The sequence below is a fragment of the Bradyrhizobium sp. genome, from assembly GCF_035652035.1.
Lineage (GTDB): Bacteria > Pseudomonadota > Alphaproteobacteria > Rhizobiales > Xanthobacteraceae > Bradyrhizobium.
In genome coordinates this window covers 32,558-58,335 of record NZ_DASREO010000091.1, presented here as the reverse complement: position 1 = coordinate 58,335, position 25,778 = coordinate 32,558, and the positions used below count along the sequence as shown (strand labels likewise).

Sequence of the window (25,778 nt, the reverse complement as noted above, 5' to 3'; positions counted from 1 at the left end):
ATAGAATGGATCCGCAACAGCGAGCGATTGCCGAAGAGTTCGACCGCTACAAGGAATCGTATGATCAAGCGGTCAACCGGGCGATAGCGTTCTCCGGCCAAAAGGTCGAAGCGTTCACCAGAGCCAAGGCGGATGACCTGCTCAGAACGATTGCCTCGCACTTCGATTCTGCAAAGCGGCTGAACGTGCTCGACGTCGGCTGCGGCATCGGCAACTACCATCCGTTCCTGACGCCTGTCGTTGGCACCGTCAGCGGGGTCGACGTGTCAAGCGCCTGCATCGAAAAGGCCGGCGAGCGAAACCCTGCGGTCTCCTACTCGGTCTATGATGGCGACCGCTTGCCTTACCCCGACGGGAAATTCGATGTCGCGTTTTGCATCTGCGTGATTCACCACGTTCCTCCGGATCGCTGGCAGCAATTCGTCAACGAGATGCGTCGCGTGACGCGCGCAGGCGGCCTGATCGTTGTGTACGAGCACAACCCGATGCATCCGCTTACCCGCAAGGTCGTCCATGATTGCGAATTCGACCGCGACGCCGTTCTCCTGACGATGGCGCAATCGCGCGCGCTGCTGGAGAGCGCGGGTTGCGCTGAGGTGGCGACAAGGTCGATACTGACCCTGCCGCCGATGGGTGGGTTCATCGAAAGGCTCGACGGGCTGTTCGCGCGCTTGCCGTTCGGCAGCCAGTATCGCGCCATCGGCCACGTCCGATGACGGCGGCAACCGCCAACACGCTTTGCGTCACTCTTTCCGACGTTGAGATTTGCTGAAATGCACGACAAGACTTCAGATATTGGCGTGCCGGCCGAAGGGATGAGCAAGGCGGCGTTTGACGTCGCGCGCGCGGCCCGCCTTTGCATCGTGCTCGTTCCTCTCGTCCTCTGGATCTGGCTATGTCGGGATTGGCCAGCGCGGCTCGGTTTCTATTCTGATGACTGGACCGTGATGTTGCATCCTTTCGTCGGCACGGCGGAAGCATTCCGCGATATCCTGAGAATGGTCGCGACACGTCCCGTTTCGGTACCTTACATTTGGCTGGCGCAGGCGATTGCCGATTGGTCGCCGGCGCGCTCGCAAATCCTCAACGCGGCAATGCTGCTCGTCAGCGCCGCCAGCGTGGGACTGCTTGCCGCGGCTCTGAGCTCGGCCGTCGATCGCTTGCGCGGCGGCGCCCTCGTGGCTGCCTGCGTCGCCGGCGCTACGTTTGTCGTTTTCCCCAGCAACGTCGGAACCTTCGCGTGGGCAACCGGCGTTTCGACGGTAATCCCCGCTTTACCGCTGTTCTGTCTTGCGGTGAGTCTGCTCTTGCATTCCCAGGGCAGCTGGCGGCGGCTTTTGCTCGGCCTTTTGCTCGCGCTGCTGTCTCACTTGTCGTACGAGGCATTCTATTTCCAAGAAATTCCCCTGTTGCTGATCGCGGCGGCGCTTCGTGGAAACACCATCAGGCAAATTCCCTGGCGCACGCTCGTCGGCGCGCTGCTCGTCAACGTCGCCTGTCTCGCTTTCAACCGCCTGACGCCTGGCGGCGTCCAGAAGTCCTTCCACTGGGACTTCTTTCACAGTTTCGTCGGCAGCTACTCGCATATTCTCGCCGCCCTGGGTCACGCCACACGCGAACACAGGCTCCTCATTGCCGGAACAGTGCTTGTCGCGGGTCCGTCAGGTGCCGTCTGTGTAGCCCGAATCGTCAGCGCCTCGCGCGTGGGTCTGACGTTCCTGCTGATGGCAGGTGGAATCGTTGCCTCAGGCCTGCTCTATGCTTCCGCCGGCTATGGCCTCGTAGCCGAAGGGGTCATGGCGCGGACATGTATCGTGGTCGCAACTTACTACTGCATCGCCGCCGGCGTGCTTGCGGCAGCCGCGTGGAGCACGGCCGACCGGTCGCCGTTGACAGCCATCGCCTTTTGTCTTGCAGCAGCGACAGGCCTTGTTGCGCTCGAAGCGACGGCGCGGGCGCGAACCGGCGAATGGGCGGAAAACTGGTCGTACGAATTGGCGAGGCTGTCGCGGCTGCCCGCAACCGTTACGTCCGGCGACAAGCTTGCGGGCGCCGACCAGCACGTTTACGTCGCCGTCGAGGATGGTCCGCCCCTTGCCATCGCGGCTGCAGCCGCGCCCTGGGAAATCACGGGAGCGATCGCCTGGGCATCGTACATGATCACGAACACCCGATCGTTGACGTCCGATCTCTGGAAAGGCGGTAATACGGCGCCTCGATGGTTCGCGGCGACTAGCGGCTGGTTCAATCGCTGGAACGGACAGCTTTTCGAGCAAGGGTTTTGCGATAGCGGCACTGTCATCTACAGCGCTTCAGCCTCGGAGCTCTGGATATGGAAGACATCGGCGAGCACCCTCAGCAAGGTCGATGGCCCCTGGGAATATGGCTGCCAGTAGCCGAAGCTAAGCAAACGCCCGCGCCAGCGCGCTTCCCTCCGCTGCGAGCACGCCGCGCTCGGTGATCAGTCCGCTGACGAGCCGGGCCGGCGTGACGTCGAAGGCGTAGTTGGCGACGTTTGAGCCGTCAGGAACGATGCGCACCGTCTCGATCCGGCCGTCCCTGGTGCGGCCGGTCATGGTCGCGACTTCATCGGCGCTGCGCTGCTCGATCGGAATCTTCCTGCCGTCGTCAATGGAGAAGTCGATCGTCGGCGACGGCAGCGCGACATAGAACGGCACGCCGTTGTCGTGCGCGGCGAGCGCCTTCAGGTAAGTTCCGATCTTGTTACAGACATCGCCATTGGCGGTGACGCGGTCCGTGCCGGTGATGACGAGATCGACCATCCCGTGCTGCATCAGATGGCCGCCGGTGTTGTCCGCAATCACCGTGTGCGCCACGCCGTGATGCGAAAGCTCCCAGGCGGTGAGCGAAGCGCCCTGGTTACGCGGACGGGTCTCGTCGACCCAGACATGGATTTTCAGACCTTGGTCATGCGCAAGGTAAATCGGCGCGGTCGCTGTTCCCCAATCGACTGTCGCAAGCCAGCCGGCGTTGCAATGCGTCAGGATGTTGATCGCCTCCCCCGGCTTCTTCCGCGGCGCGATCGCCTCGATCAGCTTGAGGCCGTGGCTGCCGATCGCTTGGTTGATCGCGACGTCCTCCTCCGCAATGTCATCGGCGCGTGCGTAGGCAGCCGCAGCGCGCGCCGATGGAGGCAGCGGCGCCAGCACCTTTCGCATCTCATCGCACGCCCATTTCAGATTGATTGCGGTTGGCCGCGCCGCGATCAACTTTCCATAGGCGCGCTCCAGCGCGGCATTGGAAGCCTCATCACGCATCGCGAGCGCCATGCCATACGCCGCAGTCGCCCCGATCAGTGGCGCGCCGCGCACCAGCATGGAACGGATCGCTTCCGCCGCCTCTTCGCACGTCGTCAGCTTGGCGATGACGAACTCATGCGGCAGCCGCCGCTGATCGATTGCAGCGACAGTCCAGCCATCGCCCTCGACCCAGATACTGCGAAAGTGGCGGCCGTCGACTTTCATGCGCGTAGCAGTCTCCCGGCTACGGCATCGAGTTTCTTCAAAAGTTCGCCATCGCGCGCCTCGGGCGCAGTGATCAGCGCGCTATCGAGCGCGCGGTCCGAGCCGATCGGGCACGGCTCATGCTCTTTCGGAAAATCCTGCGCCAGCCGCGCCACCAGATGCCGCGCCTTCTCGGCATTGGCGCTCAACACGCGAATGATGTCGGCGACAGTGACCGCGTCGTGATCGGGATGCCAGCAATCGAAGTCGGTCACCATGGCGACGCTCGCGTAGCAAATCTCGGCCTCACGGGCGAGCTTGGCCTCGGGCATGTTGGTCATGCCGATCACGGAATAGCCCTGTGATTTGTAGGTCATGCTTTCGGCATAGGTCGAGAATTGTGGGCCCTCGATGCACACATAGGTGCCGCCGCGCGCAAACAGAATGCTTTCGGCTTCCGCGGCCGCCGCCAGGTGTAATCGCAAGCGTGGCGAGACCGGGTGCGCCATCGAGACATGCGCGACGCAGCCCTTGCCGAAGAAGGAACTCTCGCGCCGATAGGTGCGGTCGACGAACTGATCGACCAGAACGAAGGTGCCAGGCGGCAGTTCCTCCTTGAACGAACCACAGGCCGAGAGCGAAATCAGGTCGGTGACGCCGGCGCGCTTCAGCACGTCGATATTGGCGCGATAGTTGATGTCCGATGGCGACAGCCGATGGCCCTTGTCGTGGCGCGTCAGGAACACGATCGGCAGGCCGCCAATGGTGCCGTGGCGCAAAGGCGCCGACGGCGCACCCCAGGGACTGACCGCCATCTCGTCGCGGGCATTTTCAAGTCCCGGCAGGTCGTAAATGCCGGATCCGCCGATAATGCCAAGCACGGCCTTCGTCATGATTGCTCCGGACGGTTTGAGAACGACTATATCGCAACGTCATATTCAACTAATGTTCTTCAGGCGCAACGGCCACTTACAGGGAAAATTGGATGCCTTCAACGAGCGAGCTCGCCAGTGACAAGGCAAAGCGTCATCAGATCATCGACGCCTGCCGGGAAATGAACCGGCTCGGCATCAATCAGGGCACGTCAGGCAATATCAGCCTGCGCCACGACGACGGCATGCTGATCACGCCGACATCCGTTCCCTACGACACCATGCATGTGGACCAGATCGTGTTCATGCGACTGGACGGCGCGCCGCCGGCCAGGCAACGGCCATCCAGCGAATGGCGCTTTCACCGCGATATTCTCAAAGCGCGCAGCGACGTCAACGCGGTGGTCCATGCGCATCCGCCCTATGCGACGATCCTCGCGATCATGGGGCGCGAGATTCCGGCCGTCCATTACATGATCGCCTGCGCCGGCGGCGACACGATCCGCTGCGCGCCCTATGCGACCTTCGGCACGGAAGAACTGTCGCGCCACGCGGTGACCGCGCTGGAGAATCGCTCCGCCTGCCTTCTGGCGCATCACGGCATGATCGCGGCAGGTAGCTCGCTCGCGAAGGCGATGTGGCTCGCCGTCGAGGTCGAGACGCTGGCGCGGCAATATCACGGCGCCTTGCAGATCGGCACGCCACCCGTTCTGTCGAAAGCCGAGATCGAAATAGTTCGCACGCGAATGGCGGGATATGGCGTCGGCGGCAGCGAGAACTAGACGATACGATTCGCGCTGTGCGCCCTGAGCACGCGCGAACAGCGCATGAAGGACCCGCCGCTGGGATACCAGCTGAAACGAGCTGCAAAGAGAAACTTCATCGAATCAAGCAGTTGGCTTGGACTTCAAATTTTCACCATAATCCGCGAGGGAGCCGATTATGGAAGCCTGTGGTTTTCGCGTGACAGACGGCGGCAGCGATCGGGCGGTATGATGGCAATAATAATTTCTTGCCGAGGATTTTGCCATGAAGCGTTTGTTGATTGGAATTGCCGCAGCCGCCTCGCTGATCGCTGGCGGTGCGTTTGCCGCCGACCTGCCGGCCAAGGCGCCGGTCTACACCAAGGCTCCGGCCTACGTGGAGCCAATCTACGACTGGACCGGTTTCTATATCGGCGGCAACGTCGGCTACAGCTGGGGCCGCTCGAGCGACGCGACCACCGTCACGAGCCCGGCCGGCGCGGTCTTGTTTTCGGCGACCGACAGGACCGACCTGAACGGCATCGTGGGTGGCGGCCAGATCGGTTACAACTGGCAAATGCAGAACTGGGTGTTCGGCCTTGAGGCGGATATCCAGGGCACCGACGAAAAGGGCACGCACGATTATCTCTGCGCGACGACCTGTATTCCCTCAAGGTTCGGTGCTCTCCCGATCCCGGCAGTCTCGGTCTCCGAGGCTTTGAGCCAGAAGATCGACTGGTTCGGCACCGTTCGCGGCCGCATTGGTGTTCTCGCCGCCCCGCGCGTGCTGCTCTACGCAACCGGCGGTCTCGCTTATGGCGAAGTTGCCTCCAGCGCGACCATCGCCCCCACGGTGACCGGCGTGTCCGCGGTTATCCCCGGCGTCAACAGCACCAATGTTGGCTGGACGCTCGGCGTTGGCGTTGAAGGCGTGATCGCCCCCAACTGGACTGCCAAGCTCGAATATCTCTATGTCGACCTCGGCACGGTGAGCGGTTCGTTCGCGACGACAGTCGCAGGGACCAATCTGGTCAGCAACTTCTCCTCGCGCGTCACCGACAACGTCCTGCGCGCCGGCATCAACTACAAGTTCGGCGGCCCGGTGGTGGCGAGGTACTGATCCGCCAGACCATTTGGACAAAAGCCTGGCCTTGCGCCGGGCTTTTTGTTTGCCGAATCAATCAGGAGTTCTCCGCAACGGTCGGTAATCAGAAGCAAACCTTACCGCTGGAGAAGTGGCCGATTGTCGACGACTGTGCTCTCGGGGCGACACCAAGGAGGGCGATTCCACGGTATAATACAGGCCGCATTTTGGGTTTGGGGATTTGCCATGAAGCGTATTTTGGTTGGAATTGCCGCGGCCGCAACACTGCTCGCAACCGGCGCGCTTGCCGCCGATCTGCCCGTGAAGGCTCCGGTTTACAAGGCCCCTGTGGAAGTGTTCGGCTGGACCGGCTTCTACGTCGGCGGCAACATCGGTTACAGCGCGGGGCAAGCTGACAACTCCACGACGATCGACCGCTTCCTGACCGGCTTGCCGCTGCCTGGCACGCTGATCGGCACCAACAGCGCCAAAAACGCAGCCGATGGCTTCATTGGCGGCGGCCAGATCGGCTACAACTGGCAGATCACCAACTGGCTGGTCGGACTTGAAGCGGACATTCAAGCCAGCGGCGAACGCGGGTCGTCGTCGGTGATCTGCTTGGCCTGCTCGGACGATGGCACCAATATCGTGACCCGCCTCGACCAGAGCCTGAACTGGTTCGGCACCGTCAGGGGTCGCGCCGGTATCCTGGCGACGCCAGATGCAGTTTTCTACGCCACTGGCGGCCTCGCCTACGGTGAGGTCAATGTCACGGGCTCTGCGACCGGCAATTTCAATCAGACGACGGTCTTTCTGCCGGGCAATTCGTCGACGCGCTTCGGTTGGACTGTCGGCGCGGGCGTCGAGGGCCACATCGGCGGCAATTGGACCGCCAAGCTCGAATATCTCTACATGGACCTCGGCAGCGTCAGCGGCGGCCCGATGCAGCTCACGGGAATTCTCGTGCCCGTTCGCACCGTCGCCGGCCTGTCCTATTCGTCGCACTTCACCGACAATATCGTGCGAGCTGGCATCAACTATCACTTCAACAGCCCGGTGGTGGCGAAGTACTAACGCGCTCGCTCCTTTCGAATAGAAAGCCCGGCCTCGCGCCGGGCTTTCTTATGGGCGGCTTTCATGATCAGTCGCTCACATCAAAGCGCAATTCCTGCACGCCGCAACCTGTGCTATATTGCGTGCCGTCAAGGTTAGAGGTTGGTTCGCTCGTGCTGTCGTATCTCGCGCGCTTGACCGGGGCTTTTGCCCTCGCGCTTTCGCTGACGTGCTGTCCCGACGCCACCTATGCCGCATCAGCGGAAAGTCCGCAGCAAAGCGGGCAACGGTCTTCCGAAGGCGCTGCTCCCAAAAGCGAAGCCGCGGAAGCCTGGGATGCCGTCAAGACCACGACCAATCCGGCGCTGCTCGAAGCCTTCATCAAACGCTATGGCACGACCTTCTTTGCCGAGATGGCAAAGGCGCGGCTCGAGGAACTCAAGGCGGCCGCCGCCAAGACGCACCCGCGCGCGCCGTCGTTGCCGCCGATGCCAAAAAACCGCGAGCGCGAACACGCCGTGCTTTACGAAGAAGACCCCACTGACGCCAGGGGACGACGGTTTGACGGCTCGGTGATCTGGAGCACCGAAACGATCAAGACCCCGCACCAGCCCGACGAACTCGCCGCACGTGCCGATATCGAGATTCCCTCGCGTGGCCTGCGCATGAAGATGTCGATCAAACGCAACCTCGACCCGGCGCTGCCGGCGAGTCACGTCGTCGAGCTGATGATTTCGGCATCCGGCGATTTTGACGCCGGCGGGATCGCCAACATCCCTGGCATGCTCATGAAAGCCAACGAACAGGCGGCGGGTACGCCTTTCGCCGGACTTGCGGTCAGAGTCACCGACGGTTTTTTTCTCGTTGGGCTGTCGAATGTCCCCGCCGATCGCGCGCGTAACCTGAAGCTGCTGCTGGAGCGCTCCTGGTTCGATATCCCGACTGTCTATGCGAACCAGAAGCGCGCCATTCTTGCCATCGAGAAAGGCGAAACCGGCGATCAGGTCTTCAAGACCGTCCTTACGGCATGGGGACAATATCAGGACACGACGCAGGGCGAGACCGCTGCGCCGGACGAATCGAACAACACGATGCCGGATGAATGGAAGCGCACCATGATGGGCCGGCCCAAAGCGCGGTAGCTGTCAGGTCCCCATCCCGGGGATAGCAGCTTACGCCCCCTCGACGTTCGGCGGGCGCCGGGAGGGCGCAGTGATGCCGGCCCTGTAGGGCAACGCTGCGGCAATCCGGGCCATGAGCTGTCTCAGCCAGCGGTGAGCCGCGGAATGATGGGTCCTCGACGTCCAGGTCATGCCGATCTGAAACGGTTCCGGGAACGGACAGGGCGCCGTCACGACGGACCTGGCGATATCAGGCGCAATTCGACTCGGCACCGTCGAGATCAAGTCGGTCCTGGGAAGAATATGCGTGAGATCGGAGATGCTCGGCACCGCAAGGACCTGGTTGAGCGACAGGCCGCGCGCATCGAGCTCTTTGAGATAACCGGAGCGCCACAGGCCGCCATAGGTGACGACGGCATGACTCGCCTTGACGTAGTCGGCCTGCCGCAGCCGCTTGCCGGCAAGCGCATGGTTTCGGCGCATGACGCAGACATAGTGATCGTCGAGCAGATGGCGATGATAGAAGCTCTCCTCATGCACCTCGTAGGGACCGACCAGAAGGTCGGCATCGCCGCGCCTGAGGGTGGCGAGCCCTTCGGCGCCGGCCGTCTTGATCTCAACCATCAAGTGCGGCGCGTGGCGCCTGATCTCGGCAACGGTGCGCGGCAGGATGATCGACCGCTCGTAATAATTGCAGACGATCGTGACCCGTCCCCCTGCGGTCGCGGGATCGAAATCCGGAGGCTGCACCAGTTCCTCGAAAGTTTCGAGTAACTGGCCAGCGCGCTCGACGATCTCGGCGCAGCGCGGCGTCGGCGCGATGCCGCCGTGCTGGCGCACGAACAGCCGGTCGTGGAACGCCGCGCGCAGCCGGTCCATCGTGTAGCTGACGGTCGACTGGTTGGTGCCGAGCACTTCCGCGGCTTTCGAAAAAGAGCGCAGCTCCGACACCAGGCGCAAGGTGCGGATGGCGGCAAAATCGATCGCGAACGGATCAGGGTCCCTGGCCATTGCCTCAACTCCTCCGTGCCGGAAAGGCCAAGTGCGTTATCGATAAATTCGATGGAGAATATCAACTCTGTCTGATTGCCCGATATCTGCCTTTGCCGCAACCTGCCTGAAAAAGCCGCCCGGAACCCAGGGCCGGAACGAAACAGGAGGGACGCTATCCATGAGCGCAACAGAGGCCTTTCCGCTGAACAGCTGGTATGCGGCCGCGTGGTCGCACGAAATCGGCCGTGAGCTTTCCGCCCGCACCGTCTGCGGCAAGAACGTCGTGCTCTATCGCCGCACCGACGGCGAGGTTGCGGCGCTTGAGGATGCCTGCTGGCACCGCCTGCTGCCGCTGTCGCTCGGACACCTGAAGGGCGACGACGTCATGTGCGGCTATCACGGGCTGGTGTTCAATTCGGCGGGACGCTGCACCTACATGCCGGCACAGAAGACAATCAATCCGTCGGCCTGCGTGCGCGCCTATCCCCTCGCCGAGCGGCATCGTCTGGTCTGGCTGTGGCCCGGCGATCCCGCGCTGGCGGATCCTGCGAAGATTCCGGACTTTCACTGGAACGACGGCACCGAATGGGTCGGCGAAGGCGGCACGTTCTATCAGCTCAAATGCGACTATCGTCTCGTGATCGACAACCTGATGGACCTCACGCACGAGACCTATGTCCATGCCGGCAGCATCGGCGATGAAACGATCACGGCCGTGCCGTTCGAGGTGACCCATACCCGCGACACCGCGACCATGACGCGCTGGATGATCGATATCGATCCGCCGCCATACTGGGCGCGCCAGCTCGGACGGCCGGGCCGCGTCGATCGCTGGCAGATCGTCACCTTCCAGACGCCATCGGTCATCGTTGGCGATGTCGGCGTGGCGCTGACCGGCACCGGGGCGCCGCAAGGCGATCGCTCGCAAGGCGTCAACGGCGCGTTCCTTGCGGCGATCACGCCCGCGACCGACACGACCTGCCACTATTTCTGGAATTTCGTCCGCAACTATCGAAAGGACGACGCAGAGCTCACGCGCGAGCTTCAGCTTGCCCATGTCAACGCGGGTGCGGGCGTCTACGATCAGGATCAGAGGGTGCTCGAAGCGCAGCAGGCGGCGATCGACAACAATCCGCGCTCGCCTTTTTACGATCTCAACATCGATGCGGGCGCGCTCTGGGCACGGCGATTGATCGACCAGATGCTCGCCGCTGAACGCGCCGGCGCGGTCGCAAACGTCGCGGCCGAGTGAATACCATGACGAAAGCAACCGCGTGGCGCAGCGCGCACCTTCACGCCGTCCGCGACCTCACTCACGACGTACGTCTGTTCGAGATCGAACCGGAAGGCGCTTTCGTCGGCGCAGCGCCCGGCAGCCACATCGATGTCATCGTGCCCAATGACGGAAAGCCGCTGGTTCGCAGCTATTCGCTGGTCGGCCCCTGTACGGACGGGCGATATCGCATCGCCGTCAAGCGGCTCGCATTCAGCCGCGGCGGATCCGCCGGCATGTGGCGCATCAAGCCAGGTGAGCGGCTCGCCATTTCCGCCCCCGGCAACAGTTTCGAACTGAGCTACGGCCGGAGCGAATATCTGCTGCTGGCCGGCGGCATCGGCATCACGCCGATTTACACCATGGCGCTGGCGCTGAAGCAGGCGGGCGCGAATTTTCGCGTGCTCTATGGCGCGCGCAGCCGCCGCGATCTCGCGCTCGCGGACGAACTCGCGCGCCAGATCGGCGAGCGGCTTCGGCTGTTCGTTGACGACGAACAACAGGCCATCGACATGTCAGGCGAGATCGCCCGGCTCGATTCCCACGGCGAACTCTACATCTGCGGTCCGTTCGGCATGTTGGAGGCGGCAAAGCGACTGTGGCGCGACTCCGCCCGGCCTGCGACGCAGCTGCGCTACGAGACGTTTGGCAACAGCGGCTCTGCGGCGAACCCCTTCAAGATCAGGATTCCCCGGCTCGGCCTCGAAATCGACGTTCCCGCCGACCGGTCCATGCTGGAGGCGCTCGAGGATGCCGGCGTCGACATGATCTTCGGTTGCCGGCGCGGCGAATGCGGCCTGTGCGCGCTGCCGATTCTGGACGCGCCGGTTACGGTCGACCATCGGGACGTGTTTTTCAGCCCGGACGAGCGGACGGCAAACACCAAGCTCTGCACCTGCGTCTCGCGCGTCGCTGGCGGCTGCATCACCCTGGATACGCCTGATCGCCGCTAGACAGCGAAAAGTCCGACCTTGAGCCGGGCTTTTGTTGCCTTTCAGGATACGGTCCGTTCAAAACTCCCGTCATTGCGAGGAGCGTCAGCGACGAAGCAATCCAGCACCTTTCGTATCAGCACTGGATTGCTTCGCTGCGCTCGCAATGACGAGGAGCTACTTGCCTTTGAAATTCGGCGCGCGCTTGTTGAGGAAGGCGTCCATGCCCTCGCGGAAATCTTCGCTCATATAGGCCTTCAGGATCAGGTCCTCGCCTTCGTCGCGGGAGAGCGTGCGGCGAATGCGGCGCACCGCTTCCTTGGTCACCTCTAACGTAATCGGCGCGTGGCCGGCGACGAGCTTTGCGGTCTCGTCAGCGCGCTTTTGCAGCGTCTCGACATCGGGCACCACTTCATTGAGCAGGCCAAGCGCGAGCGCTTCGGGCGCTTCAACCAGGCGCGCCTTGAAGATCAGGTCCTTGGTGCGCGCGGGGCCAATGAGAGCGACCAGCCGCGAGATGTTCGACATCGACAGACAGTTGCCGAGTGTGCGCGCGATCGGAAAACCGATGCGCGTCGCCGCCGTGCCGATACGGATATCGCAGCAGGCGGCAATGCCCGCGCCGCCGCCGGTGCAGGCGCCCGCGATGGCGGCGATGACAGGCACGCGGCAACTCTCCAGCGTGCCGAGCACGCGGTCGATCCGCGCCTCATAGTCGAGCGAGTCCTGCGCGGTCTTGAAGGCGCGGAACTGCGATATGTCGGTGCCCGAGGCGAACGCCTTGTCGCCCGCGCCGGTGATGATCAACGCCTTGATCGAGCGATCGGCGTTGATGCTCTCGCAGATCGCGGCCATCTGTTCGTACATCGCAAAGGTCAGCGCATTGCGCGCCTGCGGACGGTTGAAGGTGATCCGCGCGATTCCGTCCTCGACGGAATGGATCAGGTCTTCATTGGTATTCACGGGGGCGTTCATGTCGCGCTCTTTCCTCAATTTTGCTCGTCATTCCGGGGCGCGCGAAGCGTGAACCCGGAATCTCGAGATTCCGGGTCTGGTCCTTACGGACCATCCCGGAACGACGAATGTGGGACTGGCTCCTCGCAATGCAAACCTAACTTCAGGCCACCGCCGCCTTGTTCTGCGGCATCGCCACCACGTCGCGGTTCTTCAGAATGTCCATTGCGGCCAGCACGCCGCCGGCGCGGTGCGGAATCTTCGCAAGGTCGAGGCCCATCTCGACGCCCGACAGCGTGCCCATCAGCATCAAATCGTTGAAGTGGCCGATATGGCCGATGCGGAACGCCCTGCCCTTGATCTTGCCAAGACCCGTGCCGAGCGACATGTCGAAGTTTTCCAGCACGATCTTGCGGAACGCATCCGCATCATGGCCCTCCGGCGTCATGACCGCGGTCAGCGCCGGCGAGTAGGCGTTCGGATCGAGGCAAACGAGATCGAGGCCCCAGACCTTGGCCGCGGCGCGCGTTGCGGCCGCATGGCGCTTGTGGCGGGCGAAGACGTTCTCGAGCCCCTCTTCCTCCAGCATCGCGATCGCCTCGCGCAGCGCGAACAAGAGGTTGATCGCCGGCGTATAGGGGAAGGTGCCGGTCTTGTTGATCGCGATCATGTCGTGCCAGTCCCAATAGGACCGCAGCGAGGTATTTCTCTTCGAGGCCGCGAGCGCCTTGTCCGACACTGCGTTGAAGGACAGGCCCGGCGGCAGCATCATGCCCTTCTGCGAGCCGCCGACGGAGACGTCGATGCCCCAGGCGTCGTGCTCGTATTCGAGCGAGGCGAGGCCCGAGATGGTGTCGACCATCAAGAGCGCCGGATGGTTGGTGCGGTTGAGCGCCTTGCGCACGTCAAGCGGATGGGTGACGCAGCTAGTCGAGGTCTCGTTATGGATGACGAGCACGGCCTTGATCTTGTGCGCCTTGTCGGCGGCCAGCCGCGCCTCGATCTCGGCAACGTCGGCGCCGCGGCGCCAGTCGGTCGGAAGGAATTCGAGGTCGAGCTTGAACTTCTCGGCGATGCCGCGCCAGAGCACCGCGAACTGGCCGGTTTCGGCGAGCAGCACCTTGTCGCCTGGCGACAGCGTGTTGACGATCGCCGCTTCCCAGGCGCCGGTGCCGGAGGACGGGAAGATGATCACCGGCTGCTTGGTGCGGAAGATCCGCTGCATGCCCGAGAACACCGCAAAGCCGAGCTCGGCGAATTCCGGACCGCGATGGTCCAGCGTCGGCATGTCCATGGCCCGCAGGACCCGGTCCGGTATATTGGTAGGGCCTGGAATCTGAAGAAAATGCCGTCCTGTATGCAGGGCCATTGGGCGTCCTTCCCGGGGAATCCTGAGCGCGCGCTCATATGTTGACGGCCTTGTCCCCCGGCGAGGGGTATCCCGTCAATGCATAAGAATGGATAGGCTTACCCCGGCCTGATCCGGGGAAAAACCTTCTCCTAACTCCTACTGCGTCCTAAGCGGCATAACCCTCATCCTGAGGAGCGCGCTTGCGCGCGTCTCGAAGGATGCAGGCCCGTCTGGGGCCTCATGGTTCTCCCGGCGATGCGACGCATCGTCCGGAGACGCCGGAATTTCATTTACGCCGTTCGCTAACGGCCTCGCGACCGCTCGGCCTGCTCGAGCGCCACGGCTCCTCACCATGAGGGTTTTGACACGGTAGAACTCTCCGCAAGTTCAGGGCGCCCGCGCGCCGTGCTCCAGGCCGACGGGCGAGGTGTCGGCCGGCTCCAGCACCGAGCGGTCCGGATCGAGCCAGAAGGCCCAGACGCCGGCGCCGATGACCAGCAGCACGGCCGCGACGATGAAAGGCGCCTGCCAGCTGCCGTACTGGACGAGGAAACCGAACACCAGCGGCGACAGCGCACCGCCGAAATTGCCGGCCATGTTCATCATGCCGGAGACGGTCCCTGAGTATTTGCCGCCCGCATCCATCGGGACCGCCCAGGACGGACCGATGGTGCATTCCAGGAAGAACATGGAGGCGGTCAGGCAGGTGATGGCGGTGATGGCGTTCTCGGTCAGCGCGGCCGGCACGATGAAGGCGCAGCATCCGAGCAGGCCCGTGATCGCGACCGAGCGGCGCGCCAGTCTGGTGTTGCCCGTCTTCTTGAGCAGCCAGTCGGTCGCGACGCCGCCGACGGTGTCGCCGAGCACGCCGGCAAACAACGGCAGCGACGCCAGCACGCCGACCTTGATCAGCGTGAAGTGGCGGAATTCGACCAGATAGGACGGCAGCCAGCTCAGGAAGATCCAGAGGCAATAGACGTAGGTGAAGTAGGCGCACATGATCGCCCACATGTTGGGCGAGCGCAGCAGCGTGGCCCAGGGGACCGATGCGGCCTTGCGCTCGATATGAGCCGGCTTGGCCGCGCCGGTCGCGTCGACGCCACGAATGTGCTTGAGCTCCTCCTGGTTCACCAGCGGATGGTCTTCCGGCAAGTTGCGGTAGGAGACATACCACCAGACCGACCAGATCAGCCCGACCGCGCCGCAGACATAGAACGCCGCCCGCCATCCCCAATCCGTCATGATGAAGACCACGAGCGGCGGGGCAATCGCGGCGCCAAGGCGGCTCGCGCTGTGCGTCAATCCCTGCACCAGGCCACGCTCCTCGCGTGGATACCAAAGCTGCATCGAGCGCGTGGCGCCCGGGAAGGCGCCGGCCTCTCCCATTCCGAACAGGAATCGCACGGCGATGAACGAGACCGCGCCGGTTGCCGCCGCGGTCGCGGCCGTCATCACCGACCAGTAGGCGACGATGGTGCCGATCACCGGCCTTGCGCCAAAGCGATCCGAGAGCCAGCCGCCGGGAACCTGAAACAGCGCGTAAGCCCACCCGAAGGCGCTGAAGATCGCGCCCATGGTGATCTTGTCGAAGCCAAACTCCTTGCTGATGATCGGCGCGGCCGTCGAGATGTTGACCCGGTCCAGATAGGTGATGAGGTACATCAGGCAGATCAAGCCAAGGATGTACCATCGTCCCATGCTGCGGCGCGGCTGTTGGCCTTCCATCTCAACTCTCCCTACGTGCTTCTGGTCTCTTGTTCGATAATCAGCGGCCGCATGCGTCTCAAATAATACTCTCGTCGTCATGGCCGGACTTGTTCCGGCCATCCACGTCTTTGTTTCCTCTGGATTCAGGACGTGGATGCCCGCGACAAGCGCGGGCATGACGATTAAGTCAATCCCGCCGCGAGACGCTAGACGACCTTCAGGTGGCTCGGCGCGTTGGACTTGTCGGCGTCCTCCAGCGACTTCATCGCGGCATCGACGCCACCGGCGCGATGCGGCACGCCCGCCGCTGTCAGGCCCATCTCGACACCCGAGAGCGCCCCCAACAATGTCAGTTCGTTGCACTCGCCGAGATGGCCGATGCGGAACACCTTGCCGGCCACCTTGGACAGGCCCGAGCCAAGCGAGATGTTGTATTTCTCCAGCGTGATCTTCCGGAACTCGTCGGCATTATGCCCCGGCGGCATCAGCACGGCGGTCAAGACCGGCGAGAATTCTTCCGGCTCCTGACACAGCACTTCAAGGCCCCAATGGGTCACCGCCGCGCGCGTTGCCGCAGCGAGGCGCTTGTGGCGGGTGAAGACGTTATCGAGGCCCTCTTCAAGCATCATCGCAATGGCCTCGCGCAGGCCATAAAGCAGATTGGTCGCCGGCGTGTAGGGGAAGAAGCCGTTGGCATTGGGCTTGAGCATCTCCTCCCAATCCCAATAGGAGCGCGGCATCTTGTTGGTCTTCGACGCAGCGCGCGCCTTATCCGAGACGGCATTGAAGCCGAGCCCCGGCGGCAGCATGAAACCCTTCTGCGAGCAGGAGACGGTCACGTCGACCTTCCACTCGTCGTGCTTGAAGTCGACCGAGCCGAGCGAGGAAATCGTATCGACGAGAAGCAGCGCCGGGTGGCCCTGGCGATCCATGGCGGCGCGGATCTCGCCGACCCGGCTGGTGACGCCGGTTGACGTCTCGTTGTGGACGACCATGACCGCCTTGATGGCGTGCGACTTGTCCGCCTTCAGCTTCTCCTCGATCTCGGCGGGGCTCGCGCCATGGCGCCAGTCGCCGGGGAGAAACTCGACATCGATGCCCCAGCGCTTCGCCATCTGTTGCCAGAGCGTGGCGAAATGGCCGGTCTCGACCATCAGCACCTTGTCGCCGGGCGACAGCGTATTGACGATCGCCGCTTCCCAGGCGCCCGTGCCCGAGGACGGAAACACGATCACCGGGCCCTTGGTCTTGAAGATCTTCTGGCAGCCCTCGAAAACCTGCTTGCCGAGTTCGGCGAACTCGGCGCTGCGGTGGTCGATCACAGGCATGTCCATGGCGCGAAGCACACGGTCCGGGACGGGGCTTGGGCCCGGAATGTTCAGGAAATGGCGTCCCTGGTGCTTGGTCATGGCGTTCTCCCGGTCTTTGTCACCCCATATTGCATTCATTTTTACGAGCAGCAACTTCTAAATTGTGTTCAAATGGGGTCGACTACCGGCCGCGTCTTCCGTATGTTCCCGACCATGAAAGCGATGATTCCAAACGACGCGGCGACGCAGGCGCTGGGCGAGAGCGTGCGGGAAGAGCAATCGCTGCACGACGAGATCCTGTCTCGCCTGCGCGACCACATCGTCGAGGGCAACATTCCCGAGGGCGGCCGTGTTCCCGAGCGGCAATTGTGCGAGATGCTCGGCATCTCGCGTACGCCACTGCGCGAGGCGCTCAAGGTTCTGGCGGCCGAGGGTCTGGTCGAGCTGTTGCCGAACCGCGGCGCGCGGGTGCGCACATTGAGCGAACAGGACCTGGCTGAGTTGTTCGACGTGATGGGCGGGCTCGAAGGCCTTGCGGGGCGCCTTGCCTGCGAGCGCATCACCGACGAGGAAATCGCCGAAATCGAGCGGCTGCACTATGAAATGTACGGCTTCTACCTGCATCGCGACATGCACGGCTACTTCCACGTCAATCAGCTGATCCATCAGAAGATCGTGGAAGCCTCGCGCAATGCCACGCTGAAGGCGGCCTACGCGAACTTTGCCGGTCGCATTCGCCGCGTGCGCTATTCGGCGAACTTCGCCCGCAAGCGCGAGCGCTGGGGCGAGGCCATGCGCGAGCACGAGACCATCCTGGAGGCGCTGCGCCGCCGCGCCGGCAACGAACTCTCGGATATCCTGTTCAGGCATCTCCGCAACAAGCGCACCGCGGCGGTCGAGCACCTCAAGACGGGTGCGGCTACGGCTTCTGAGCCGGCTTAGCAGGGCCGAAAAGCCGAATTTTGCATTCAAAATTGCCTTGGGGAAGGCAAAAAGAAGATCGCCTTTGGGCGTTACGGGGATCGGATGACCAATACGGACTTGAAGCTGAGGGACAGGCTCTCGCGCGAGATCACCGGCGACGTCCTGTTCGATTCCTTCAGCCGCGGCCGTTACGCCACCGACGCCTCGTTCTACCAGATCGTGCCTGCTGGCGTGGTCATCCCCAGCTCGATTGATGAGGCGCTGCGCGCGCTTGCGATCGCGCGCGACGCCGGGCGCAAGGTGACCCCGCGCGGCGGCGGCACTTCGCAATGCGGCCAGACCATCAATGACGGCATCGTCATCGATCTCTCCAAGCATCTGAACAAGCTGATCTCGCTCGACGTCGAGAACAAAACCTGCGTGGTCGAACCCGGCATCGTGCTCAACGACCTCAACCGGCAACTGAAAAAGCACGGCCTGTGGTTTCCGGTCGACGTCTCGACCGCCTCGCGCGCCACCATCGGCGGCATGGCCGGCAATAACTCCTGCGGCGGCCGCTCGCTGCGTTACGGTACCATGCGCGACAACACGATTGCGATGGATGCGGCGCTCGCCGACGGCACGCTGATGCATTTCGGCGAAGTGGCGCGCGACACGACGTCAGACCTGTTCCGCGACATGCTTGATCTCGGCAAGCGTGAGGCTGCGGAAGTCGCCGACAAATTCCCGAAGGTGCAGCGCCGCGTCGGCGGCTACAATCTCGATGCGCTCGTGCCGCGCAATGCGGCCAACAACATGGCTCATCTTCTGGTCGGCTCGGAGGGCACGCTGGCCTTCACCACAAAAGTCGAACTGAAGCTGTGGCCTGTGATCAAGAACAAGGTGCTCGGCGTCTGCCACTTCGGCAGTTTCTATGAGGCGATGGACGCCGCGCAGCATCTCGTCAAGCTGAGGCCAATTGCCGTCGAACTGGTCGACCGCACCATGATCGCGCTCGGCCGTGACATCGCGATGTTCCGCCCCGTGATCGAGGCGACCGTGAAAGGCGATCCCGATGCACTTCTGATCGTCGAGTTCGCAGAGGAGGATCAAGCCGACAATTTACAGAAGCTGAAACAGCTCGCCGAGCTGATGGGCGATCTCGGCTTCGCGTGGGCCAACGACACGCGCAAATGGGGCGGCGTGGTCGACGTCGTCGAGCCCGCCGTGCAGACCGCGATTGCCGATTTCCGCACCTCCGGCCTCAACGTCATGATGTCGATGAAGCAGGAAGGCAAGCCGGTGTCCTTTGTCGAGGACTGCGCAGTGCCCCTGCCCCACCTCGCCGACTACACCGATCGCCTCAATAAAGTCTTCGCCAAGCACGGCACCCGCGGCACCATGTATGCGCATGCGAGCGAAGGCTGCCTGCATGTGCGTCCCGTGCTGAACCTGAAGCTCGAAAAGGACGTCAAGGCGATGCGCGCCATTGCGGAGGAAGCCTTCGCAATGGTGCGCGAGTATAAAGGCTCGCATTCCGGCGAACATGGCGATGGGCTCGTGCGCTCGGAATTCCACGAGACGATGTTCGGCGCGCGCATCATCGCCGACTTCAGGGAAGTGAAAGAACGCTTCGACCCCGGCCATGTGCTCAACCCGGGCAAGATCGTCGATCCGCCCAAAATGGACGACCGCTCGCTGTTCCGTTACACGCCGGACTACGCTATCCGCGAGTTCAAGACCGCGCTCGACTGGTCGGCCTGGCCCGGCGCCGGAGGCGGTTTCCAGGGCGCGGTCGAGATGTGCAACAACAACGGCGCCTGCCGCAAGCTCGAGGGCGGCGTGATGTGCCCGTCTTATCGCGCCACGCGCAATGAGAAAGACGTCACGCGCGGCCGCGCCAACACGCTGCGGCTCGCGATTTCCGGCCAGCTCGGACCCGACGCGCTGTCCTCCGATGCGATGATGGACACGATGAAGCTTTGCGTGTCCTGCAAGGCCTGCCGCCACGAGTGCCCGACCGGCGTCGACATGGCCAAGATGAAGATCGAAGTGCTATCAGCGCGCCGCGCCAAACACGGCCTCTCCTTGCGCGACCGCCTCGTCGGCTTTCTCCCTCATTATGCACCGCTGTTCTCGCGCCTCGCGCCACTGGCTAATCTGCGCAACCGCAGCAAGATCCTGCGCGCGCTGCTCGAGCGTGTCGCCGGCATCAGCGCCAAGCGCGCGCTGCCGTCGTTCCGGCGCGACGTGTTCGATCCGCACGGCGAAGTGTTTGGCCCGGCCGACGGCCGCGAGGTCGTGCTGTTCGGCGACACCTTCAACCGCACCTATGAGCGCGAGAACCTTGACGCCGCATTGCGGGTGCTGATCGCCGGCGGCTATCGCGTCCATGTTCCGAGGCCGACAGGCGGCGGCCGCCCGCTGTGTTGCGGCCGCACCTTCCTGTCGGCCGGTTCTGTCGATCACGCCCGTGCTGAGCTCGACCGTCTGGTTGCCACCTACGCGCCTTTCGCGGCGCGCGGCGTGCCGATCGTCGGCCTCGAGCCAAGTTGTCTTCTCACGCTGCGTGACGAGCTGCTGTCGTTGCGCTCGGACGAGAGGGCCAAGGCCGTCAGCGCGCAGGCTCTCATGTTCGAGGAATTTCTGGTGCGCGAGGCCGCTGCCGGACGGCTGAAGTTGCGACTTGGCGCGATCGCCGACAAGGCCGTGGTGCATGGCCACTGCCACCAAAAGTCCTTCGGCGCGTTCAAGCCGGTCGAACAAGCTCTGCGGCTCATCCCGGAATTGCAGGTCGAAACCATCGAGTCCAGTTGCTGCGGTATGGCCGGCGCGTTCGGCTATGGCGCGGACACGTATGATACCTCGATCGAGATGGCGGAACTGTCGCTGCTTCCCGCGGTTCGCCGCGCTGAGGCCGATACGCTCGTGATCGCCGACGGGACCTCCTGCCGTCATCAGATCAAGGACGGCACCCAGCGTTCTGCCATCCATGTCGCCCGCGTGCTCGCCATGAGCCTCGACGCGGCGCGTCCAATTTCCTAAGATTCATCTCTCACGCATAAGGAATGCCCATGTCCGAACTCACCCTCGATGTCGCCCGCAAGATCCTCGACGCCGCGCTTGCCAAGGCGGTCGAGAAGAAATTCAAGCCGCTCGTCATCACGGTGCTCGATGCGCGCGGCGCGGTGAAGGTCACGGCGGCGCAGGACGGCACCAGCCTGATGCGGGCCGAAATCGCGCATGGCAAGGCCTATGGCGCGCTCGCGATGGGAATGGGTTCGCGGGCGCTGTTCCAGCGCGCGCAGGAGCAGGCTTACTTCGTCAGCGCCGTGAATTCGCTCGCCGAAGGACGGCTGGTGCCGGTGCCCGGCGGCGTGTTGATCCAGAACGGCGCGACGTTGTTAGGGGCGGTCGGCGTCTCCGGCGACACCTCGGACAATGACGAGATCTGCGCCATCGCCGGCATCGAGGCGGCGGGATTGAAAGCCAATCCGGGTTAGACCTGACTCGTCATTCCCCGGCGTGAGCCAAACGAGCGAGCTGTGGTGCGCAGTTGCGCATCTGAGAATCCCTTATTGTCCTTGAAGCGCTTTGACGATCCGGATGAGACCCGCATCGATCGCGCCAATCTGCTTTTGGAGGCCGTCGATCGCCGCTTCCGATTCCAGTGTCCCGACCACAGCCCCGCAGTTGGCGCACTGTAGAACGGGCACCGAGCGCAGCTCTCTTAGTGGTGTGACAAGGGCACGCTCAAAAGCATGACCCTCGCATTTTGCGCAGGTGGAAATTGCCATGCGAACTCCTGCCGCTTGCCGCTCACTGCTGACGAGATAGTCGTTGCCAGAATTGCGGAAGCATCGAAAGCAGAAGAACGGTCGCTCCGATCAGCGTGGGCCAAAGCCATCCGGGACGATCCGTGATCGCCTGCGCGCTTCCGACGCCAAATTGCACGAATGCAAACGTCATCGGCGCCTGGCCGAGCAGGGAACCGAGGGCGAAATCCGCAGTACCGAGGCTGGTCAATCCGAGCAGGTAGTTCGTCGGTGAATGGGGCAGAACCGGGACCAGCCTCAGCATCGCGACTGCCCGCCACCCCCCTTCTTCCACGCGTCGCGCGACCGAAGCGAAGCGAGGCCATTGCGACGGCGAAACCACATCGGCCGCCACATAGCGAACCAGCCAGAAACCGGTCAGCCCGCCGATGAGGCTTCCCAGCGTCGCCCACAGCACGCCGCTCCAGAGACCGAATACGAGGCCGGCCGCGATCCCCATGATGGCGCGCGGCAGAAACAGCAGGCTGAACGCGACGTGAAGCGCGATGAAGACGACCGGCGCGAAACGCGATTGTTGAAGCAAGGCCTGGACATGAAGAAAGTCGAGACCGCCCCTCGCCGCCAGAAAACTCCCGGCACCGAGCAGCATCGCGAGAACAGCCAACCGAAATATTTTGAAACGCAAGCCAGATCCCCTCGTCTGCACCGGGCCGTATATCGCACCCTGCACGCCGGTCCAAACCGTTTTTATCCTCGATGGAACCGCTTCGGGCCATTTCCCGACTCATGCGCTAGCCGAAAGAATCGCTGTCATTCGATCACGTCGTCGGCGCGGCTCAGAAACGCGGGCGAGACGTCGAGACCGAGCATCCGGGCGGCTTTCATGTTGACAACAAGCTCAAATTTGACGGGTGTCTGGACGGGAAGCTCGCTCGGGCTCTCGCCCTTGAGGATACGATCCGCATACGACGCGCCGCGCCTGTATTCGTCGACGAGATTGGGGCCGTAGGAGATCAAACCGCCGCCTTCGGCGAACGAACGGGACCAATTGATGGCGGGTAGACGATAGCGAACCGTCAGGGAAACAATTTCCGCCCGATGAAGTTCAGTGAATGCATCTGGTATTACGACCAAAGCGCCATCTGGCTTACGCGCCTCAGCCACGACCACAGACTCGACGACATCCATGTTCTCCACCGGCGCAATGATTGCTTCCATGCCGAGGGAGGACGCCGCAACCTTGAACGGCTGCACGAAGCTCTCGATAAAAGTTGCCGATAGCGGGTTGAACAGCATCGTGACCCGCTTGGTGTTTGGCGCGACCTCCTTGACCAACTCGGTCCATTTGCCGCCCAGCGACGGCACAATGGGAGCGAAGCCGGTCATGTTACCGTCGGGTCGAGGGAGACTCGCGATCAACGCGGTGCCGACCGGATCAGCTACCAATACGAACACGACAGGAATGGTTCTCGTCGCTTGCAGCATTGCCGCGGCAGCCGGCGTCGAGCTTGTGAAGAGGAGATCGGGTTGAAGCGCAACGAGCTCTCTGGCGGCTCGTTTCATCAATTCGACGTCCGCGGCGGCCCATCGTACATCGATGGTCAGGTTGCGGCCGACAGCCCAGCCCGCCTCCTGCAAGCCTTGAAGAAATGCGGCGAAGCGGCTCTGGCCTTCCGAGTCGTCCGCAGCCAGGTGCATCAACACGCCAATGCGACGCACGCGCTCGCGTCGCTGCGCATGAGCCGCCAGTGGCCATGCTGCCGCCGCGCCGCCGAGTAATCCGATAAACGTCCGCCGTCTCATGCCGCCCCGAAAGCTGGGAGCCGAAAGTCTATCGACTCAGGATGCTGTCTTGAAGGGGTTGCGCGGTATCCAGATGTCCGCTTCGGGTCGTTTGCTGCTGTAGGCCGGTAACCCGACCTCCGTCGGCTCCGCCCCCGAAAGCTGACCTCGAAACTTCGGAGTGCAGGTCGGCAACGGGCCAGAACCAGACGAAGGTCAATCCGAGCTGTGCCCATGGCTGGGCGACAGCATCCGAAGGCCACGCTCGCGCTGGGAATAAAGCTGTTGTACCGTATCCCAGTTGCGGGGTCCTTATGACGTTTTTTCGACGCGAGTTTTTGCAGTTGCTTGCGGGCGCAACGGCCGCCTCGACCATCTCGCTCAGCCGAGGTGAGGCGCAACAGACGCCTCAAAAGATACGCGTCGCAACTGGCCTGCTCGCGACGTGGCAGAGCACGGCCTGGCTAGGGGCTGAAGCCGGAGTCTTCAAGAAGCACGGGATCGAGCTCAGCGTACCCGCGATTGCTGTTGGCGGTCCACAGGCAGCTGCCGGCGTCATCCGCGGCGATTTCGAGTTCGCCCACACAGGCGTCCTCCCTGTTGCCGAAGAGGTGCTCAAAGGCAACGATATCGTGATCCTGGCGACCCCGACGACGGAGTTTACCAATCAGTTCGTGATGACGCCTAGGGAGATCACCGGGCTCGATCAATTGGCGGGGAAAAAAGTAGGGGTGCTGAGCGAGACCGGGCAGACCAGTGTTGCCACCCGCATCGCGATCGAAAAGGCGGGCGCAACGGCGACATACCTGCCCCTGGTCCGGTTCGATCGAATCTTTGCGGCGCTCGCGGCCGGCGAGATCGATGCCGGGGTGCTTCCCGTCGATCTGCGCTTTGTTGGCGCTTCACGCCATGGTTGGAACGCCTTTCCCCTCCACGAATTTGGCACGCCCTCGATCTTTGCGAGCACGCGCAAGCTGATCGCATCCGACCGCGACCTTGTCAGGCGCGTCATGCGTGGATTCGTTGAGGCAATTTATGTGTTCAAGACGCAGCCCGACGTCGTCGTGCCTTTACTTCAGCGATACCTTGATATCGCCGATCGAAGTGCGGCGGAGGATCTGTATAAATTCCACGTCCCGGTGTTTCAGAAGGTGCCGAAGCCGCTTTTGGACAACTTGAAGAACGTGCAAGACGTGCTCGTAGGGAAATATCCCGCTGCCATTTCACTCAAGGAAAGTGACATTGCGGATGCTTCGTTCATCGAAGAGATGGAACACGACGGGTTCATCGAGCACCTCTACGCATCCCGGACAAAATAACCCAACTTTGGATCACCACCCACTGCTCCTCGTGGAGATAGTGAGGAGGGCCTGATTCAGGTCATCGAAGCAGGTTGGTTCACGTCCAGCGAAGCCGTGCCAGGATCGCACGACCCATGATCCAGTCTTTGTCGCTCTCGGTGAGGAACGGAAGCTCCTCTGTGAATTGCGTCACGCGCTGCCGGTAGGTAGCACGGGCGAATGAATTGGTTAGATCAGTTCCCCAGTAGCAGCGCTCCGGGCCGTACACGTCGAAGAGGCGATGGATATGCGGGATGGCGTCGCGGAATGGATAGGACTCGGTCGAAATCAGGGGGACCGACGACAACTTTACCGACACGTTGGGGTATTTTGCGAGCGCGGCCGTCTGGGCGATAGCTTCCGCCACCATGTCGTTTCTCATCGATACCGATGAATCACGACGAGGGCGAAGGCCCGCGCCGACGCCCATGTGGTCCAGAATAAGCGTAAGTGCGGGGTGTCGTTCGGCGATGCGTGCGAACAGCGATGTTTGGCCCGACGTGAGAAGCATCACAGGCAGGTGAGCCTTCTCCGCCGCCGGCCAGAACCAATCCGCGGTCCCGTCCGTCAACCACGCTGCTTCGTCCGGACCGAAGTTCAACCTCACGCCCAGCACACCGGGTTGGTCGCGCCAGGTCGCAAGCCGTGCCGCGCCATCGGGCTTGTTGAGGGCTACACGCGCCATGATAGCGAAGCGGCCCGCGTACCGTTTGACCGCCTCTTGGGCATAGTCGACGCGCTCGCCTTCTACCGACGCTGGCGGAACAATGACGACGCGATCGACGCCAGCCTCGTCCATCAGCGGGATTATTCGCTCAATGGTGAAGGGCTCCGGAAGCTGCGGTTTGGCCCCGGGGAGCCAGGGTCTCTCCGGAGTGCTTGCCGGCCAGAGGTGAACTTGGGAATCAACGATCACTCGTTTTGGCTGCGCAAGTGTCGCCGTGGTGGACTGCATGGACAGCGCGACACTGGTTGCGACGGAACCGGTCAGAAAACTGCGGCGTGAAGGCATGTGATATTCTTCCTGTTTCACTATTCGTTGTCACGACATTGTAGAGGCCGACACCGCGCGACGTGAGCAAGGATTGCAGGAAATTAGCTCGCATTATTGAAGATCACA

24 protein-coding genes are annotated in these 25,778 nt (G+C 62.8%); 13 read left to right on the top strand and 11 right to left on the bottom strand.

Annotated features, from left to right (window positions below; genetic code table 11):
- Positions 1-5: 5 nt before the first annotated feature.
- Complete coding sequence (locus VFB05_RS24200; RefSeq protein ID WP_325017013.1) at positions 6-716, top strand: class I SAM-dependent methyltransferase; 711 nt, start codon at positions 6-8, stop codon at positions 714-716.
- Between the two features lie 57 nt (positions 717-773).
- Complete coding sequence (locus VFB05_RS24195) at positions 774-2,396, top strand: hypothetical protein (RefSeq protein WP_325017011.1); 1,623 nt, start codon at positions 774-776, stop codon at positions 2,394-2,396.
- 6 nt (positions 2,397-2,402) lie between these two features.
- Here VFB05_RS24195 and mtnA read toward each other — a convergent pair whose 3' ends face one another.
- Both mtnA and VFB05_RS24185 read right to left on the bottom strand, forming a co-directional pair.
- The gene (gene mtnA / locus VFB05_RS24190; RefSeq protein ID WP_325017009.1) at positions 2,403-3,485 is read right to left on the bottom strand and encodes an S-methyl-5-thioribose-1-phosphate isomerase; all 1,083 of its coding nucleotides are present in this window, start codon (positions 3,483-3,485) and stop codon (positions 2,403-2,405) included.
- Complete coding sequence (locus tag VFB05_RS24185) at positions 3,482-4,357, bottom strand: S-methyl-5'-thioadenosine phosphorylase (protein WP_325017007.1); 876 nt, start codon at positions 4,355-4,357, stop codon at positions 3,482-3,484. The genes mtnA and VFB05_RS24185 overlap by 4 nt, the downstream gene beginning before the upstream one ends.
- Positions 4,358-4,449: 92 nt before the next feature.
- Here VFB05_RS24185 and VFB05_RS24180 point away from each other — a divergent pair, with 92 nt between their 5' ends.
- From VFB05_RS24180 to VFB05_RS24165, 4 genes are all read left to right on the top strand, one after another.
- Entirely contained in the window at positions 4,450-5,118 is a 669-nt protein-coding gene (locus tag VFB05_RS24180) for an L-fuculose-phosphate aldolase (RefSeq protein WP_325017005.1), read from the top strand.
- Between the two features lie 247 nt (positions 5,119-5,365).
- On the top strand, positions 5,366-6,199 hold the full coding sequence (locus VFB05_RS24175; RefSeq protein WP_325017003.1) for an outer membrane protein: 834 nt from the start codon (positions 5,366-5,368) through the stop codon (positions 6,197-6,199).
- 210 nt (positions 6,200-6,409) lie between these two features.
- Positions 6,410-7,237, top strand: a complete 828-nt coding sequence (locus VFB05_RS24170; protein WP_325017000.1) for an outer membrane protein — start codon at positions 6,410-6,412, stop codon at positions 7,235-7,237.
- A gap of 152 nt (positions 7,238-7,389) precedes the next feature.
- Positions 7,390-8,358 carry a hypothetical protein gene (locus VFB05_RS24165; protein ID WP_325016998.1) on the top strand — a complete coding sequence of 323 codons (969 nt, stop codon included), beginning with the start codon at positions 7,390-7,392 and terminating at the stop codon, positions 8,356-8,358.
- A gap of 30 nt (positions 8,359-8,388) precedes the next feature.
- Here the strand turns inward: VFB05_RS24165 and VFB05_RS24160 are convergent, their stop codons facing one another.
- Entirely contained in the window at positions 8,389-9,348 is a 960-nt protein-coding gene (locus tag VFB05_RS24160) for a LysR family transcriptional regulator (protein ID WP_325016996.1), read from the bottom strand.
- Between the two features lie 160 nt (positions 9,349-9,508).
- Here VFB05_RS24160 and VFB05_RS24155 point away from each other — a divergent pair, with 160 nt between their 5' ends.
- A complete protein-coding gene (locus VFB05_RS24155) occupies positions 9,509-10,582 on the top strand; it encodes an aromatic ring-hydroxylating dioxygenase subunit alpha (protein WP_325016994.1) in 1,074 nt (357 codons plus the stop codon).
- Positions 10,583-10,587: 5 nt separating this feature from the next.
- Positions 10,588-11,556, top strand: a complete 969-nt coding sequence (locus VFB05_RS24150; RefSeq protein WP_325016992.1) for a PDR/VanB family oxidoreductase — start codon at positions 10,588-10,590, stop codon at positions 11,554-11,556.
- 156 nt (positions 11,557-11,712) lie between these two features.
- Here VFB05_RS24150 and VFB05_RS24145 read toward each other — a convergent pair whose 3' ends face one another.
- The 4 genes from VFB05_RS24145 to VFB05_RS24130 all read right to left on the bottom strand — a co-directional run bounded on the left by VFB05_RS24145 (position 11,713) and on the right by VFB05_RS24130 (position 16,956).
- Positions 11,713-12,510: an enoyl-CoA hydratase/isomerase family protein gene (locus VFB05_RS24145; protein ID WP_325016990.1), complete on the bottom strand. Its 798-nt coding sequence runs from the start codon at positions 12,508-12,510 to the stop codon at positions 11,713-11,715.
- A 142-nt stretch (positions 12,511-12,652) separates the two neighbouring features.
- The gene (locus tag VFB05_RS24140) at positions 12,653-13,858 is read right to left on the bottom strand and encodes a pyridoxal-phosphate-dependent aminotransferase family protein (protein WP_325016988.1); all 1,206 of its coding nucleotides are present in this window, start codon (positions 13,856-13,858) and stop codon (positions 12,653-12,655) included.
- Between the two features lie 369 nt (positions 13,859-14,227).
- The gene (locus VFB05_RS24135) at positions 14,228-15,565 is read right to left on the bottom strand and encodes an MFS transporter (RefSeq protein ID WP_325016986.1); all 1,338 of its coding nucleotides are present in this window, start codon (positions 15,563-15,565) and stop codon (positions 14,228-14,230) included.
- A gap of 188 nt (positions 15,566-15,753) precedes the next feature.
- Positions 15,754-16,956, bottom strand: a complete 1,203-nt coding sequence (locus tag VFB05_RS24130; protein WP_325016984.1) for an alanine--glyoxylate aminotransferase family protein — start codon at positions 16,954-16,956, stop codon at positions 15,754-15,756.
- A gap of 114 nt (positions 16,957-17,070) precedes the next feature.
- On the opposite strand from VFB05_RS24130, the gene VFB05_RS24125 reads away from it, so the two are divergent.
- The 3 genes from VFB05_RS24125 (at position 17,071) to VFB05_RS24115 (ending at position 21,263) form a co-directional block, all read left to right on the top strand.
- Positions 17,071-17,799, top strand: coding sequence for a GntR family transcriptional regulator (locus VFB05_RS24125; protein WP_414643306.1), 729 nt, complete (start codon positions 17,071-17,073; stop codon positions 17,797-17,799).
- 84 nt (positions 17,800-17,883) lie between these two features.
- Positions 17,884-20,805 (top strand): FAD-binding and (Fe-S)-binding domain-containing protein, encoded by a 2,922-nt coding sequence (locus VFB05_RS24120; RefSeq protein WP_325016982.1) that lies wholly within the window; start codon positions 17,884-17,886, stop codon positions 20,803-20,805.
- A gap of 29 nt (positions 20,806-20,834) precedes the next feature.
- The gene (locus VFB05_RS24115) at positions 20,835-21,263 is read left to right on the top strand and encodes a heme-binding protein (RefSeq protein ID WP_325016980.1); all 429 of its coding nucleotides are present in this window, start codon (positions 20,835-20,837) and stop codon (positions 21,261-21,263) included.
- A 72-nt stretch (positions 21,264-21,335) separates the two neighbouring features.
- Here VFB05_RS24115 and VFB05_RS24110 read toward each other — a convergent pair whose 3' ends face one another.
- From VFB05_RS24110 to VFB05_RS24100, 3 genes are all read right to left on the bottom strand, one after another.
- Complete coding sequence (locus VFB05_RS24110) at positions 21,336-21,557, bottom strand: hypothetical protein (RefSeq protein ID WP_325016978.1); 222 nt, start codon at positions 21,555-21,557, stop codon at positions 21,336-21,338.
- 22 nt (positions 21,558-21,579) lie between these two features.
- A complete protein-coding gene (locus VFB05_RS24105; protein WP_325016976.1) occupies positions 21,580-22,221 on the bottom strand; it encodes a TVP38/TMEM64 family protein in 642 nt (213 codons plus the stop codon).
- Positions 22,222-22,346: 125 nt separating this feature from the next.
- A complete protein-coding gene (locus VFB05_RS24100; RefSeq protein ID WP_325017353.1) occupies positions 22,347-23,174 on the bottom strand; it encodes an ABC transporter substrate-binding protein in 828 nt (275 codons plus the stop codon).
- Between VFB05_RS24100 and VFB05_RS24095 the strand changes: the two genes are divergently transcribed.
- Positions 23,064-23,315: a hypothetical protein gene (locus tag VFB05_RS24095; protein ID WP_325017367.1), complete on the top strand. Its 252-nt coding sequence runs from the start codon at positions 23,064-23,066 to the stop codon at positions 23,313-23,315. The two genes, VFB05_RS24100 and VFB05_RS24095, sit on opposite strands and share 111 nt — an antisense overlap.
- A 347-nt stretch (positions 23,316-23,662) precedes the next feature.
- The gene (locus VFB05_RS24090; RefSeq protein ID WP_325016974.1) at positions 23,663-24,637 is read left to right on the top strand and encodes an ABC transporter substrate-binding protein; all 975 of its coding nucleotides are present in this window, start codon (positions 23,663-23,665) and stop codon (positions 24,635-24,637) included.
- Between the two features lie 79 nt (positions 24,638-24,716).
- On the opposite strand, the gene VFB05_RS24085 is transcribed toward VFB05_RS24090, so the two are convergent.
- Complete coding sequence (locus VFB05_RS24085; RefSeq protein ID WP_325016972.1) at positions 24,717-25,691, bottom strand: amidohydrolase family protein; 975 nt, start codon at positions 25,689-25,691, stop codon at positions 24,717-24,719.
- Positions 25,692-25,778 lie beyond the last annotated feature (87 nt).

Bases quoted from the DNA above. Each gene is read 5' to 3' on its own strand.
- VFB05_RS24200 (WP_325017013.1), top strand. From the start codon at position 6: ATGGATCCGCAACAGCGAGCGATTGCCGAAGAGTTCGACCGCTACAAG.
- VFB05_RS24110 (WP_325016978.1), bottom strand. From the start codon at position 21,557: ATGGCAATTTCCACCTGCGCAAAATGCGAGGGTCATGCTTTTGAGCGT.
- VFB05_RS24130 (WP_325016984.1), bottom strand. From the start codon at position 16,956: ATGACCAAGCACCAGGGACGCCATTTCCTGAACATTCCGGGCCCAAGC.
- VFB05_RS24175 (WP_325017003.1), top strand. From the start codon at position 5,366: ATGAAGCGTTTGTTGATTGGAATTGCCGCAGCCGCCTCGCTGATCGCT.
- VFB05_RS24195 (WP_325017011.1), top strand. From the start codon at position 774: ATGCACGACAAGACTTCAGATATTGGCGTGCCGGCCGAAGGGATGAGC.
- VFB05_RS24140 (WP_325016988.1), bottom strand. From the start codon at position 13,858: ATGGCCCTGCATACAGGACGGCATTTTCTTCAGATTCCAGGCCCTACC.
- VFB05_RS24125 (WP_414643306.1), top strand. From the start codon at position 17,071: ATGAAAGCGATGATTCCAAACGACGCGGCGACGCAGGCGCTGGGCGAG.
- VFB05_RS24120 (WP_325016982.1), top strand. From the start codon at position 17,884: ATGACCAATACGGACTTGAAGCTGAGGGACAGGCTCTCGCGCGAGATC.
- VFB05_RS24170 (WP_325017000.1), top strand. From the start codon at position 6,410: ATGAAGCGTATTTTGGTTGGAATTGCCGCGGCCGCAACACTGCTCGCA.
- VFB05_RS24145 (WP_325016990.1), bottom strand. From the start codon at position 12,510: ATGAACGCCCCCGTGAATACCAATGAAGACCTGATCCATTCCGTCGAG.
- VFB05_RS24135 (WP_325016986.1), bottom strand. From the start codon at position 15,565: ATGGAAGGCCAACAGCCGCGCCGCAGCATGGGACGATGGTACATCCTT.
- VFB05_RS24160 (WP_325016996.1), bottom strand. From the start codon at position 9,348: ATGGCCAGGGACCCTGATCCGTTCGCGATCGATTTTGCCGCCATCCGC.
- VFB05_RS24150 (WP_325016992.1), top strand. From the start codon at position 10,588: ATGACGAAAGCAACCGCGTGGCGCAGCGCGCACCTTCACGCCGTCCGC.
- VFB05_RS24115 (WP_325016980.1), top strand. From the start codon at position 20,835: ATGTCCGAACTCACCCTCGATGTCGCCCGCAAGATCCTCGACGCCGCG.
- VFB05_RS24185 (WP_325017007.1), bottom strand. From the start codon at position 4,357: ATGACGAAGGCCGTGCTTGGCATTATCGGCGGATCCGGCATTTACGAC.
- VFB05_RS24155 (WP_325016994.1), top strand. From the start codon at position 9,509: ATGAGCGCAACAGAGGCCTTTCCGCTGAACAGCTGGTATGCGGCCGCG.
- VFB05_RS24180 (WP_325017005.1), top strand. From the start codon at position 4,450: ATGCCTTCAACGAGCGAGCTCGCCAGTGACAAGGCAAAGCGTCATCAG.
- mtnA (WP_325017009.1), bottom strand. From the start codon at position 3,485: ATGAAAGTCGACGGCCGCCACTTTCGCAGTATCTGGGTCGAGGGCGAT.